Source organism: Paenibacillus sp. J22P15 (genome assembly GCF_056269345.1).
The window spans coordinates 145,957-159,100 of record NZ_JBWDNT010000012.1; the positions used below are offsets into that span (position 1 = coordinate 145,957).

At 42.7% G+C, this 13,144-nt stretch carries 13 protein-coding genes and 1 rRNA gene; 8 read left to right on the forward strand and 6 right to left on the reverse strand.

Annotated elements, in window-relative coordinates:
- Positions 1 to 361: 361 nt before the first annotated feature.
- From AC0YN6_RS21535 to AC0YN6_RS21550, 4 genes are all read right to left on the reverse strand, one after another.
- Positions 362 to 1,426, reverse strand: a complete 1,065-nt coding sequence (locus tag AC0YN6_RS21535) for a ParB/RepB/Spo0J family partition protein (protein ID WP_475749360.1) — start codon at positions 1,424 to 1,426, stop codon at positions 362 to 364.
- A 191-nt stretch (positions 1,427 to 1,617) separates the two neighbouring features.
- A complete protein-coding gene (locus tag AC0YN6_RS21540; protein ID WP_475749361.1) occupies positions 1,618 to 3,015 on the reverse strand; it encodes an ABC transporter substrate-binding protein in 1,398 nt (465 codons plus the stop codon).
- Positions 3,016 to 3,096: 81 nt separating this feature from the next.
- A complete protein-coding gene (locus tag AC0YN6_RS21545; protein WP_475749362.1) occupies positions 3,097 to 3,927 on the reverse strand; it encodes a carbohydrate ABC transporter permease in 831 nt (276 codons plus the stop codon).
- Positions 3,924 to 4,880 (reverse strand): carbohydrate ABC transporter permease, encoded by a 957-nt coding sequence (locus AC0YN6_RS21550; protein ID WP_475749363.1) that lies wholly within the window; start codon positions 4,878 to 4,880, stop codon positions 3,924 to 3,926. Before AC0YN6_RS21550 ends, AC0YN6_RS21545 begins: the two co-directional genes overlap by 4 nt.
- Before the next feature lie 510 nt (positions 4,881 to 5,390).
- On the opposite strand from AC0YN6_RS21550, the gene AC0YN6_RS21555 reads away from it, so the two are divergent.
- Complete coding sequence (locus tag AC0YN6_RS21555) at positions 5,391 to 6,188, forward strand: AAC(3) family N-acetyltransferase (protein ID WP_475749380.1); 798 nt, start codon at positions 5,391 to 5,393, stop codon at positions 6,186 to 6,188.
- 156 nt (positions 6,189 to 6,344) lie between these two features.
- Positions 6,345 to 8,102 carry a methyl-accepting chemotaxis protein gene (locus tag AC0YN6_RS21560; RefSeq protein WP_475749364.1) on the forward strand — a complete coding sequence of 586 codons (1,758 nt, stop codon included), beginning with the start codon at positions 6,345 to 6,347 and terminating at the stop codon, positions 8,100 to 8,102.
- A gap of 432 nt (positions 8,103 to 8,534) precedes the next feature.
- On the opposite strand, the gene AC0YN6_RS21565 is transcribed toward AC0YN6_RS21560, so the two are convergent.
- Positions 8,535 to 9,203 carry an AlkZ-related protein gene (locus tag AC0YN6_RS21565; RefSeq protein WP_475749365.1) on the reverse strand — a complete coding sequence of 223 codons (669 nt, stop codon included), beginning with the start codon at positions 9,201 to 9,203 and terminating at the stop codon, positions 8,535 to 8,537.
- 273 nt (positions 9,204 to 9,476) lie between these two features.
- On the opposite strand from AC0YN6_RS21565, the gene AC0YN6_RS21570 reads away from it, so the two are divergent.
- From AC0YN6_RS21570 to AC0YN6_RS21580, 3 genes are all read left to right on the forward strand, one after another.
- The gene (locus AC0YN6_RS21570) at positions 9,477 to 9,719 is read left to right on the forward strand and encodes a hypothetical protein (RefSeq protein ID WP_475749367.1); all 243 of its coding nucleotides are present in this window, start codon (positions 9,477 to 9,479) and stop codon (positions 9,717 to 9,719) included.
- 19 nt (positions 9,720 to 9,738) lie between these two features.
- Positions 9,739 to 10,638, forward strand: a complete 900-nt coding sequence (locus AC0YN6_RS21575; RefSeq protein ID WP_475749368.1) for a copper amine oxidase N-terminal domain-containing protein — start codon at positions 9,739 to 9,741, stop codon at positions 10,636 to 10,638.
- A 78-nt stretch (positions 10,639 to 10,716) separates the two neighbouring features.
- Entirely contained in the window at positions 10,717 to 11,079 is a 363-nt protein-coding gene (locus AC0YN6_RS21580; protein WP_475749369.1) for a GNAT family N-acetyltransferase, read from the forward strand.
- A gap of 107 nt (positions 11,080 to 11,186) precedes the next feature.
- Here the strand turns inward: AC0YN6_RS21580 and AC0YN6_RS21585 are convergent, their stop codons facing one another.
- Positions 11,187 to 11,309, reverse strand: a complete 123-nt coding sequence (locus AC0YN6_RS21585) for a hypothetical protein (protein WP_475749371.1) — start codon at positions 11,307 to 11,309, stop codon at positions 11,187 to 11,189.
- A gap of 77 nt (positions 11,310 to 11,386) precedes the next feature.
- On the opposite strand from AC0YN6_RS21585, the gene AC0YN6_RS21590 reads away from it, so the two are divergent.
- From AC0YN6_RS21590 to AC0YN6_RS21600, 3 genes are all read left to right on the forward strand, one after another.
- Positions 11,387 to 11,698, forward strand: coding sequence for an alpha-L-rhamnosidase C-terminal domain-containing protein (locus tag AC0YN6_RS21590; protein WP_475749372.1), 312 nt, complete (start codon positions 11,387 to 11,389; stop codon positions 11,696 to 11,698).
- A gap of 166 nt (positions 11,699 to 11,864) precedes the next feature.
- The gene (locus AC0YN6_RS21595) at positions 11,865 to 12,812 is read left to right on the forward strand and encodes a helix-turn-helix transcriptional regulator (RefSeq protein ID WP_475749373.1); all 948 of its coding nucleotides are present in this window, start codon (positions 11,865 to 11,867) and stop codon (positions 12,810 to 12,812) included.
- Positions 12,813 to 13,050: 238 nt separating this feature from the next.
- A 16S ribosomal RNA gene (locus AC0YN6_RS21600) occupies positions 13,051 to 13,144 on the forward strand; the annotation flags it as partial.

The window sequence follows — 13,144 nt, forward strand, 5'->3', positions numbered from 1 at the left end:
ATGTAAGAGCGCTTGAATGATCAAGCACCCCAAAACGTATTACCAAAAATGTTTACATGTGCGATGCTTACGATGCTTCTTTTTACCGATAATAAGAACTTTTTCACCAGGTTTAACAAAAATAACTTTAACATTTTTTTTCTCTCTTTTATTGCAGTTGTCGTTCCACATACAAATCATCTCCTTGTTTTAAGATAATATAGAATATTCATAGATTATTAGATTCGATTGGACTCTGAGGAAATTGGGGATTGAACTGTGCTTAGGAATTATTATGAATACTCGGTGTGCATGACAGGAGACAAGACTATAATAAAAGAAACCAGACGACACAATTATTGTGTTCGTCTGGTTTTATTGTTTATTCCTCTGTGGCGACAGACTGCAGCTTAGCGCTTGTAAGCTCACGAACTGTTTTCCAATCCGTCAAATGTCTCTCTAATTGGTCAATCAACACACTAACCCCTTGAATGAAATCGACCTGTCCGCTCGCTCGAATCGCTTCAACGGATTGAAGTGTATCAGGAGTTAAGCTGCTGTGAGAAGGAAGGGCCGCAGCCAGTTCATGAAGAGCAAGCTCAATGGATGTAGCGGAAGCTGGCAGTTGGCTATGTTTTGACGATGGTGCAGACTCAGCTTGTTCTTGTTTGGCTTGCTTCTCTACTTTCGGAGCAGCTGCTTTGGGCTCGGCAGCAGGTACCGGTTTGGCACGCTCAGCTTTGTTCTGCTCATGAGTCGACCAGGTTTCGATGAGTCCGCTGCCTGATTTGAAGAGCAGCTTGTCCTTGGTACTGTCAGAGATTGTTTTATCCTTAAATAGCTTGGCGATTTTCTTCACGTCGCTTACTGGCAATTCATCCCTTGCTGCAATCAGCGCCAGCGGATCGCGATGCTCGATGGGCAAATCCTTCAAAGGGAGCAGTTGATCTTCGGTCAGCTTATCCTTCCGAATCTCGGTACCGCTAACGATCAGCTTCTTAACCGCATTGCCAAACTTCAGCAGCTCACATTTATTTTTGATATAAGATTCAGGCTTGCCCAGTTTGCCAGACAAAAATTTGGTTGAGCTCTTGAACTTTGAATCATTCAGAAGCTTATTGAACGCCTCTGCTTCTTCTATTGGAGAGAAGCCTTCGCGTGTTAAATTTTCCGCTATTTGTTCCAAGTAAATTTCCATCTCGTCCGTTACGGTCGAGACAATACAAGGAATGGTTGGCCGTCCAAGCATTTTGCTTGCTTTGTAGCGGCGGTTTCCATAAATGATTTTATAACGTCCGTTGCTCGTCGTTCTCACTTTGATCGGTGAGAGCAGGCCGATTTCTTCGATGCTTTTCATTAATTCTTGCAGCGCTTCTTCATCAAACTGATACCTCGGCTGGTCGGTATCCTCGTCAATTAAATCGGTAACAATCTCAATGATATCCATCTGGTTTCTCCTTATAGCGTTGTTTGCTAGTGTGTAGTTCAGACAAACAAATGTTCTGATTTTATTATAGCAGAAGGCTAGGAATAGCAACAATATTTCAGAAATTTCTGTAGACAGTTAAAGAATATAAAGGGTGAGAATGAACAAAAAAAGCCAAATCCCTTGAAAGGGGCTTGGCTCAGTCTCACAAATTATTTAACGGTTTTATTATAGTTTGCTATCTTTTCGGTGATCGCTTTAGCGGCGTCATCGAGTGCTTTTTGCGGTTCTTTCACACCAGTTAATGCTTCCTCGATCGCCGTTTCCACAAGCTGACGCGCTTCAGGGAATACGCCCATCACAGCGCCTTGCGAAGCAGGGGAGGGTATAGAAGCATGAAGTTGATCAACTGCCGTTTGGAACTGTGGATATTTGGCTAGATTGTCGGCTACGATTTTTTCGTCATAAGCTTTTTTTGTAATCGGGAAGTAGCCTGTGTTGATGTGCCAATACGCTTGTGTTTCCGGCTTAGCTAAAAACTTGATGAAATCCCATGCTGCCTTTTGTTCAGCTTCCGGCTTGTTATTCAGAATCCATAAGCTTGCTCCGCCCACAACGACACCGCCATCTTTCGCGTCGGCAGATTTAGGCAGGAAGCCAGTTCCTACTTCAAATTTGCCAGCAACTGAATCTACAATTCCGCGCAGCGAAGCAGTAGAATCTAACGTCATAGCAATTTGGCCTGCTGCGAAAGCTTTTTTCGTATCATCTGTTTTGCGTCCCAAGTTTAGCGCTGATTTGCTGTCAACAAGATCTTTCCACCATGTTAGTGTTTTGACACCTGTCTGATTGTTGAGATTAGATTGTGCAGCGGAAGAAGAACGTCCGTTACCGTTGTTCACATACTCTACGCCTTGATTTGCAAAAAATTGCTCCATAAACCAGCCATAAATAGCGAATGAAGCGCCTGTTTGACCATTTTGCGTAAGCTTAGCAGCAGCTTCCTTCACGGCTTCAAAAGTTGCTGGCGCTTTCTCTGGATCAAGTCCAGCAGCTTTGAACAAATCCTTGTTATAATACAAAATCGGATTCGATGTATTAAATGGCATGGAGTGAAGCTTGCCGTCAAATGTATAGTAGTTTGTAATATTTTGTTCTAGCTGAGAAAGATCATAGCTTTCCGCGTCTACAAAAGTTTGAACGGGTGTAGTTGCTTTGGAGTCGATCATGAACCTAGAACCAATCTCGTATACTTGAATGAGTGATGGTCCAGATTTGGAATCCATTGAAGCTTTCATTTTATTTAAACTCTCGTCATAGGTTCCTTGGAATACTTCTTCAACGATTACATCCTTTTGTGAAGCGTTGTAATCTGTAACGAGTTGAGTAACTGCTTTACCAAGTTCTCCGCCCATGGAGTGCCACCAAACTACTTTAGTGGGTTCTTTCGCTGTTTCGGTAGGAGTCGCTGAAGCTTCAGTAGAGTTCGTAGAAGCAGGTGACTCTGAGCTGCCCTTGCTGCCAGAATCATTGCCTCCTCCGCAGGCTGTGATTACAAACAACATTGCCGCCATCATAATCGTCAAACCAGACCTAAACCTTGCTTTCATTCTCTTCTCTCCCTCTCTACTACTTTTTTTGTATGCTGTACATATATGGAATCGTCTTTGAAGACGGAGCCACCTCATTCATTATCCTTTTACAGCACCAGCAGTAATTCCTCGCACGAGCTGCTTTAATCCAACAATGAGCAGTAGTAAGGAAGGCAGCAGTACAATAGCTACTCCGGCTAATACGATGTTCCAGCTTGTCATTTCTTCGAACTGCAGCATACTAATACCGATTTGTACCGTTCGCATCTTATCGCTGTTCGTTATGAGCAGGGGCCACAGATACATATTCCATGAATTCAGAAATACATAGACAGATAATGACGCAATTGCTGGACGAGATAGAGGCAGGACGATAACCAGGAAATGACGGATATGTCCGCTGCCATCAATTTTTGCTGCTTCAAAAAGCTCACGAGGCAGCTGCAGAAAATATTGCCGAAGAAGAAATACACCAAACGCAGACGCCAGAAAAGGAATCGTCAGGCCTTGATAGGAATCCAGCCATCCCCAGGATTTTACCGTCAAATAATTCGGGATAATCGTAACTTCCCACGGAATCATCATGGTAGAGAGGAATAAGGAAAACCAATATTTTTTGCCTGGAAAACGAATATACACAAAAGCGTAAGCAGCCATGCTTGCGATAAAAACTTGCCCAACCATAATAATGGTCGCAATAAGAAAGCTGTTCGCGATGAAAGTTCCAACGGGTATAAGCTCAAATACTGCCGAGATGCTGCCCAAATAAAGGCTGTCAGGAAACAAATTAGGCGGGAATTGAAGTGAATGCTCGGGTGTCATCAAGGTTTGCAGAAATGTGTAAAGTAAAGGAAACAGCATGGCAATGGAAAGCAATGAGAGCAGCACGTATATGCTGGAGCGACGCAGGAATGGTTTTATACCGATCATTGGTAATGCACCTTCTTCTCCACAAACACAAACTGGATAATGGTCAATATAAGAATGATAGCGAAGAGAACTAACGACAAAGCGCTTCCTGTCCCGAACTGGTAGTTAATGAACGCTTCTTTATAGATGGAATATACGAATACTTCTGTCGAACCAGCAGGTCCGCCCTTCGTAAGAAGATGGATTTGTCCAAAAGATTGAAAGGAACCGATAATAGAGATAACAGCTAGAAAAAACAAAGTAGGTGACAGCAGCGGGAGTACAATTTGCAAAAATGCTCGGAGCGGGCCAGCGCCATCGATCTTTGCGCTTTCGATCATGTCACCTTGAATACTCTGTAGACCACTCAACACGATGATATAGTTGAAGCCCGATTGCATCCAGATGGTCATCAGGGATATGGATAGTAATGCGGTGGATGGATTTGTAAGCCATTGTATAGGGGCGATTCCGAGTGATGATACAATATAATTCAGCATTCCGAGGCTGGGGTGAAACAGGATCATCCAAATGACGGCTGCCGTACTGACGGACAGCGCAAGAGGCATTGCAAACATAAATTGAAAGAACCGCATTGCTGGCAGCTTGATATGTGTAAGTGCAGCCGTTATAACACCAAGTACAATACCGGCAGGAACGGTATACAATGTGAATAGGCCAGTTACGGTCAAGCTATTCCAGAACATTTCAGATGAAAACAGCTGCGTATAGTTATCGAGTCCGACATATTCAGCAACTCTTCCTCTGGGATCTGTTAATTGGAAGCTTAAATAGACTGATTTCAGCAAGGGGAAAAATAAAAATAATGTAAATAGCACAAGTGAAGGAGCCAGAAACAAATAACCAAGTGCGTTCTCCCTCAAACGATTCGTTTTTGCCAGTAGTCGACTAGAAGCATGAGAGTTGTGTGTACGTTGAACAGGCAGAGTAAGCTTACCTTCCTGCATTTCCATGACCAACCATCCTTTCACATCGATGTTCTCTATTTAGTGTAGGTTTCGAATGTTCGTGGAATGTTTTGGAATTAATAATAAATTGTAGATCGCTTGCGTTGCAGAATAACACGGAACAAATAAACCGGTCTGCAGCGCTAAAAACGGGTAGATACGATATCGATACAAATCGCTTGATTGCACTTTTTACAGCTTGATTGCACTTTTTACAATAGAAAGCTCACATGAGAGCCAATAGTAGTGTCTACGTTGCAGAAATGCAATAGAAAGCTTGCTGATTGCTTTAAAACGAGACAGTACATGCGATTCTATTGTACTAACTGCAGTGTAGAATAGAAGCACTCTCTCCCAAGTGAGTTCTATTGCACAAACTACAACGTACGAGAGCAGCAGATGCTCCAAATGAACTCTGTTGCACGAAGGAAGTGTAATAAAACGGCGTTTATTTTAGATACACAATTTAATGTCATTAACGATAAATCATATTAAGGCGGGATTCAGTTGGAAGAAATGCAAGGAGAGCTATATACAACGGATACATTGAAGAAGGATTTCATTGAGCTCGGCATTCAGCCAGGGATGACAGTTATGATGCATACCTCCATGAAGGCAGTTGGCGGCTTTGTGGTTGGGGGACCCATTACGGTCATTATGGCGATAGAGTCCTGCTTGGGGACTGATGGCACACTTGTGATGCCGACACATACGCCCGACTTATCTGATCCGGAAAACTGGCGTTACCCTCCAGTCAAGGAAGCTTGGTGGGAACCGATAAGGGATGCCATGCCCGCATTTGAAACGGATTTTACTCCTTGTTTAGATATGGGAGTAATCAATGAATGTTTTAGAAAACAAAATGGGGTTGTACGGAGCAACCATCCACAGGTATCTTTTGCAGCTTGGGGTTACCATAAGGACATCATCACTGCAAACCAAAGCTTGGAATACAGCTTGAGTGAGCAATCTCCCCTAGCTAGGCTGTATGACTTGGAAGGCTGGGTACTGCTGCTGGGCGTTAATCATAATAAAAACACAACTCTGCATCTCGCGGAGTATCGAGCGCAATACGCGAATAAAGCTGAAATGATCAACAAGGCGCCGATCGTTGTAGCAGGAGAGAAGAAGTGGGTTGATTTAAAAGATATTGATTTTGATTCGGATGATTTTAGTCAGCTGGGCGAGGCTTTTGAGAGAGATACATCCTATGTTCGCAGAGGGAAGGTAGGCAACGCAGACGCGCTGCTAATGCCTGTTAAGGAGTTAGTCGATTACGGGGTAAAATGGATGGAAGCAAGCAGAGGCTCCTAGCGCCTAAGAACCGCTTGTGCTAGGTATAAAGTTTGGATTTTTTTCTCCTAATGTCGAAATATGGTGGTATGATGAGAAATATAACCATATTTATCATCAGCCAAAGCTTTTAAGAGCAAAAGCTTTCTATTGAGCGTACAGAGGGGAAACAAACGAATGATAACGGTATTAAAAAAACATCTGATTGTTCGTATTTTATGTGCCATGACCGCAGTTATGATTTTAATAGCGGGAGGTTATGTTGGAACCCAAGTGGTGCAGACCAATAAGGCAGTCGAAGAAGCGATTAACAGCTACAATATTCGAATTGCGGAGAATTATACAGCCACGCTTCAAACGGAACAGTTTACTGAATTTCTGAAACAGCCACAGGAGACGGAGTTGTACTGGTCGATTCGCGAGGAGCTTAGTTACTTTCGTTCGCAATTAGGCGCACGTTATGTCTATTTTGTTCGTTTCGATGAAAATCGTGATCCGCGCATAATGATCGACGGCCTGCCTAAGGATGATAGCTCCGCTTCTCCTATTAATGAAGTAACAGATATGCCGCCATCGGCGGTTGAACATATTTTTGCTGGGAGAAATGCAAGCTCACCTCTTATTGAGAACCTGGTATATGGCTCCTATTTATCCGCTTATGTTCCGATGAAGGATGCGAGCGGTACGATTATTGGAGCGATAGGGATCGATACAGATGCGGCAGTATTTCAACAGCTTGCAACGAGTGTCATATGGGAAAGTCTGCCTCTCTATATTATGATGCTAGTTGTTACTCTAGTTTTAATCGGGGCAATAATATGGTTTGTTCGACGCTCACTTCAACCTTTAGGAACGGTAACCGCTAGCGCTGAGAAGATGGCTCTAGGCGATTTAGCAGAGGCAAATGCAATTTTGCGAGCAAAGCCTGTAACCTCCATAGATGAAATAGGTACGGTATACAAAGCTATGCTCACGATGTCCGAGCATTTGAATGAGCGGGTACGCGGTGTCGTGGTTAATGTGGAAAAAACTTCGGAGCAGCTCGTTTCGTCCACGCAAACTTTTGCCGGTCATGCCGATCAAATGCTGCAAATGGGCGAAACGATGAATGGATCGGTCCATCATATTTACGAGGGAGCGCATACCCAAAAAAGAAGTGCTGAAGACAGCGCGTTTGCGATGGAGGAAATTGCACAGGGTATTGTCAAAATTGCGGAATCCTCATCTACCGTATCCAGCGCAGCGGTACAATCACTTGAAATTGCGCAATCGGGCGAACATGCGATGAAACAACTTAATAACCAGATAAAAAGCATTTCAGTATCTACCGCACAAACGTTGGAAATAGCGAGGCAATTACAGGGCTATACGGGAGAAATCGGTGATGCCATAGGCTCCGTTCGTGAATTCGCCTCCCAGACGAAGCTTCTTGCCTTGAATGCTTCGATTGAAGCAGCAAGGGCAGGGGAGCATGGCTTAGGTTTTATGGTTGTAGCCAGGGAGGTAAGTAAACTAGCAGAAGCTTCTGCTTCCTCCGTGCAGAAAATTTCGCTTCTTCTCGGCAATATAGAAATAGATTCAGGGAAAATTAGCGATGAGATGGAGAAAGCTTCGAGCGACATTAATGACGGTGTTTTATTATCTAGCGAAGCGGCAGAAGCATTCTTAAATGCCGTAGAATCATTCCGCCTCGTAAGTGAGCAAATTTTGGAGGTGTCGGTGACGACAGAGCAATTGACCGCGGGCTCCGAAGAGGTTGCCGCCACTGTAAGCAGCATTGCTCATATCGCAAGAAGTGTATCTGAGCAGACGGAGCAAATTCAAGTGCTGACTGCGCAGCAGCTGGATATGATGAAGCAAGTTCACGAAACATCTGTTGTATTAAGCTCGAATACGAAGGATATGAGACAAGCCATTGCACAGGTGAATGTTTGATTTAAGCTAGAAATAGGCTGCCAATGCTGGCAGCCTATTTTATTTGCATATTTACATAGGCTTCTATGGCTTAATCGCTTCATATACGTAATTTTGTTTGCCGTTTGATGGAGCTTGGCCATAGATGTAATCAGCTGACTCAACTACATTGGAAAAACAAATGTTTTCTAATATAAGCTTAAACTCTTCGACACCATACCAACGTATAGCAAAGCGCTGCAGCTCAGTTTGGATAAGAGCGCCGTTGTGCCATTTTCATATTTAATATATGAAATCTTATATTGATTGTATAAGTCGTCTTCAACAAGCTTGTTTTCCATGGTGATGATGTCCATCCGGCAGGTTGAATGTCGACGTACCGCTGTATTGCCCACAACTGAAATTGTTGTCAGGCAGAAACAGGTCAAGTATGATGCGTCCGCCTGGGAGTTTTTATTTATTGAGATGAAGCTTTTTGTCCAAATATTTAAGAGCTTTCTCCGTACAAACATCGCTCAGCTCTGCTTTGACGATAGCTCTAGTCTCTGCTAGATTTTTGTGAGCAACAGCCTCTTTGCCAAGTGTGGCTTGCAGCCAGTGATCTGAGCTTTCAAAGCACATACTGCTCCAACCGCCATCGAAATCAGCTTCCTGTGCTCCGGTAATCACAATGTCAGCAAAGTTTTGAAGATCAACAAGCGCCCGATCGTAGTCTTTCTTCTGCTCTTTAGCGGTTAGCCGGCTTTCCTTACGCAAATTGCGTGAGTCGATATTGCCTGCTTCCTTGATAATATGATAAATATTTCTGGCTTCTTGGGACATAAGACCGCTGCTGTAGCGTTCCTCAACGCTTTTTCCTTGGGATAACAAGAACGGGATATGAGGAAACAAGTCAACGTGAATAAAGGTTAGTTTGCTGCCAAAAAACTTGCCATATGCCGCATGCTCATCCTTTACGATTTTAACCCGCCATATCCATGGATCAAACTCAGTTTCTGTATGCCAGCTGTCACTAGGAACCACAGCAGTGAGGGACGGATGCTCAGGGATAAGATCAGAGAATGGAAAAATCTTATATTGACCGACCAGCTTTACGAACTCTGGATAAGTAGTAATGCTCATATATACACTCCTTATATCGTTTACTCCTTTATTCTAGTTTTCTCCTGTCTAATCCTTCCATATATCGACTTATTAAATTTGATTAAAAAAAGTAACTTTTTTACAGTATCTGGCGTCACTATACATGAGGTTAAGATAGAACAGCTTTTTGCTCATGAAAGGACAAAGTGAAAGGAACATTCGTTTCAGCTGTCATTACAGTGCTGCTTCTTGCTGGTTGTGCAGCCGAAAGTGTTGACCCAAAAGCAATAAATGTACAGGAGCAATGGTAAGTTGCTTATCCGAATCGATGGTGTCTTTGGAGCAAATGCACCGATACACAATTATTTTGAAATAACAGATGGTAACCCTACTCCATTCCTGCTCGTAGACACAGGTCATGCGGAAGAAGTGGATGTAGACGGAGATGGCATCGAAGAAGTAGTCTCGAAACATGGACTACCGCTGCTCACTTTTGTTTACAAATGGGAGGATAGCGCTTTTAAAGTTGGCGAAGTGGAATCGCAACAAAAATAATAATTCGCAGGAGGATTTAATGATGAAAAAATGGATAAAAGCAACGACAGCTGCACTAACAATAGCGGGTGTGCTTAGTGCGGGTACTGCAACGATGGCGGCGTCTGCACCCAAGGCACCCATAAAAATGTTCATCGATGGCAGGCTTCAGGATGATGTGATCAACGTGAACGGCAGAACGATGGTGCAGCTCAAAGCCTTTAATGATCCTGAGAAACTCAAATATTCTTACGAAACAGCTACCAAGACGATTGTGATCAAAAACCCGGATCGGAACTTGACTGTTCGATTAAAGGATGGACTAAAAACAGCTGATGTAAATGGAAAAAAAGTTCCTTTGGATGTCCCAGTTACTGTAAAGCAAGGACGTACTTACGTTCCAGTTCGCTTTGTAACAGAAACGCTTGGTGGAACGGTAGCACCAGACAGCACTGGAAAACAAATTATTGTAAGAACTCCTTCGGGTGAAGAGAGGTTTAAAACGCTGAGAAATGGTGATCTTACGGAAGCTCGGAAGCTTGCGATTCGTAATCCTGTAGTTGACAATGGCATTCATATTGATCCATATGGTGAAGGCTACACTTCCGTGTATACTTTCCCTCAAGGGGAGGCACTCCGTTTTACCTTGGAATATAGAGGGTTAATCACGTATTATGAAATCAACGATAGCGGTATTAGTGAAGTAAAATGGCAAAAGGATTTGTTGGGGAAAAACGGAGAAGCGGGCAAGGAACCAAAGCCATTTGGTGATTCCGTCTATTTCTTAGATAACTTTATGGCGGATTGGCATAATTATGGGACAATTGATAGCAACGGAAAAAAGACGGAACTAGGCTCTATCGATCGTTATACGAATAAAGAATATGCTAACGTAACCATTTTACCAATCGAGGGAGAAGTACGAACGGATATTAAATAATTAAAGGATTCTATAGGGAATTAGAGAGGGATTAACTAGCTCATTGATTTTTACGAAATACCGCCATTAAAAGACACGGTGGATACGTTGGTCAAATGCGGCGAGACCTTCTATGGTTTTTATATAAATAATGAATTATGCGGGGCCATAGCTATAACAATTGAAAGTAACATTATAGATATTCATCGATTAATTATCCATCCGAATCATTTTAGAAAAGGAATAGCAAGTCAGCTCTTGCATCACATTGAAAGTGTCGAGGGCAGTAGGAATGCAATAATAGTATCAACGGGATCGAAAAACGCACCCGCTATTCATTTTTACAAGCAAAACGGATTTATTGAAACAGGAGTCATTGAAGTCGAGGAACGGTTATCGATCACTTCTTTTGAGAAAATAATAAATGAAGCTAATTTCATACGTACTAAAGGGGATATATGATTTGCACCAGTTAGCGAAGGAGATTAGCCATCTCAAGAAATTACCGTTTACGAAGCTAATCAGTTATATGGGGAGATTGGGAAATATCGATTTTTGCAGTTCTCTGATCATGCAATTCTTCCAATTCCATGACCAATCATAAATACATTTTTGAATGAAGGGTCGTTAATCTTCATTACATGAATGATCGCTCGCGGATATTCCATCACTACTCGCTTCGGGTTCTTCAAGTCTAATGCCCCTTGTGATCGGAGACGGGCGAAAGATTCTTAAAGATCAAGCGCCCAGAAGCTTAGCGAATCCCAATATGCTGACTAGAAGCCATTGTCATGCGTGGTCGGCAGCGCCAGCTTATTTCCTCGGACGCGAGGTGCTCGGCATTCGGAGTACAGCAATGGGCTGGACAGAGGTAGATATCAGCCCAAATCCATGTGGATTAACCTCAGCACGGGGCAGTGTTCCACTTTCTGAAGCGGGACGAATCGATGTTTCATGGAAATTAATCGATGAGCATATTATTGAAATTTCTATTCAGTATCCGGAATCAGTTAAGGTGAATGTTAAAATACCGGATGGTTATCAAGGTATCATTCGGGAGAAGAAGATCTTATCGGAGTAGAAGTTAAGCACTGAATGAAAAGAAACAAGCAATGAAGAAGAAAAAATTTCCTTCACTCCATTCTTCCTATTAGTATTATTGTGGACACCCTTAGTGGGCTTAATACTGATTGTAGCCTATAATAGTGACAATAGTTGTCATAATTAAAAAAGGATGGAGAATTCATATGTCAAAATCAAAACGGCTTATTGATCTAATGATGACCGTTAACAGAAAGCGAAAGTTTACCGTTAAAGAGCTGGCCACGGAGTTTGAAGTTTCAACCCGAACCATATTGAGGGACTTACAAGAATTAAGTGAGCTGGGAGTACCTTTGTATTTAGAAGTAGGGCCTCATGGTGGATATCAGGTATTAAAGGAAAGGATATTGCCGCCGATCGCATTTACGGAGGAGGAAGCAGTCGCAATATTTTTTGCAAGCCATGCCCTAAGGCATTATTTATATCTGCCCTTTGAACCTCAAGCATCCTCAGCATTGAACAAGTTTTATTTCTATATGACTGGTGATGTTCGAGATCGTATTGATCAGATGAAAAACCGTGTTGATTTTTTCACACCGGCTAGGCAAATAAGATCCCCATATTTATCAATTCTGCTTGAGAGCGCTATTCATCAAAAAATACTGCTCATCGAATATGAATCTCGAGAAGGGCGGTCGAGCCGTCAGATACAACCGATAGGTATCTATGCAAGCAATGGTTTATGGTATTGTCCCGCTTATTGTTTTCTGCGCTCTGAGTTGCGGTTGTTTCGTTGTGACAGGATTCATTCAGCGGTTGAGGATACGTCTGATTTGAAAGCGATGGATCTTCATCATGTTCACCTAGGAAATCGAGATTCGGTTTTTCAGACGGAGGAGAAGTATGTTCGGCTCTTTGTTGAGTTAAGCAGAGAAGGTGTGCAGCGATGCGAGTCAGAGCTATGGCCGCTACCTAAGCTTCATACTCGTGATGATCGTACGGGATGGTTGGATGGGCATATGCGAGAAGTTGATCTTCAGTTCTACGCAAAGTTCTTTATAGGCTTAGGGAATGAGGTGACAGTTAAAGAGCCAGCGGAATTAATTGATCGTATGAAACAGATCCTTGCTGAAATCATGGCTAAATATGAGTAATGATGAGCAAAAAACGAAGAAATTAAAATTAATTTCAAAAAAGACTTGCATTAATGTACAAGTACATGGTATATTCTTATTCCGGCCAAGAAACACACCGGAACGAAACAAAAACAAACGTTTCAAACGAAAGAATAGATTGCTCTTTGAAAACTGAACAACGAGTAATAAACTGCCCTTACGATTCTAACGAATCGTGAGAAAAAGCGATAAAAAAGTAATGAGCAAGTCAAACACCAATTTGGAGAGTTTGATCCTGGCTCAGGACGAACGCTGGCGGCGTGCCTAATACATGCAAGTCGAGCGGAGTTGATGAGGTGCTTGCACCTCTG

Excerpts from the sequence above, each read along its gene's own strand:
- AC0YN6_RS21545 (WP_475749362.1), bottom strand. The coding sequence starts at position 3,927 with ATGATCGGTATAAAACCATTCCTGCGTCGCTCCAGCATATACGTGCTG.
- AC0YN6_RS21535 (WP_475749360.1), bottom strand. The coding sequence starts at position 1,426 with ATGGATATCATTGAGATTGTTACCGATTTAATTGACGAGGATACCGAC.
- AC0YN6_RS21560 (WP_475749364.1), top strand. The coding sequence starts at position 6,345 with ATGATAACGGTATTAAAAAAACATCTGATTGTTCGTATTTTATGTGCC.
- AC0YN6_RS21550 (WP_475749363.1), bottom strand. The coding sequence starts at position 4,880 with ATGGAAATGCAGGAAGGTAAGCTTACTCTGCCTGTTCAACGTACACAC.
- AC0YN6_RS21555 (WP_475749380.1), top strand. The coding sequence starts at position 5,391 with ATGCAAGGAGAGCTATATACAACGGATACATTGAAGAAGGATTTCATT.
- AC0YN6_RS21540 (WP_475749361.1), bottom strand. The coding sequence starts at position 3,015 with ATGAAAGCAAGGTTTAGGTCTGGTTTGACGATTATGATGGCGGCAATG.
- AC0YN6_RS21575 (WP_475749368.1), top strand. The coding sequence starts at position 9,739 with ATGATGAAAAAATGGATAAAAGCAACGACAGCTGCACTAACAATAGCG.
- AC0YN6_RS21565 (WP_475749365.1), bottom strand. The coding sequence starts at position 9,203 with ATGAGCATTACTACTTATCCAGAGTTCGTAAAGCTGGTCGGTCAATAT.
- AC0YN6_RS21590 (WP_475749372.1), top strand. The coding sequence starts at position 11,387 with ATGCTGACTAGAAGCCATTGTCATGCGTGGTCGGCAGCGCCAGCTTAT.
- AC0YN6_RS21595 (WP_475749373.1), top strand. The coding sequence starts at position 11,865 with ATGTCAAAATCAAAACGGCTTATTGATCTAATGATGACCGTTAACAGA.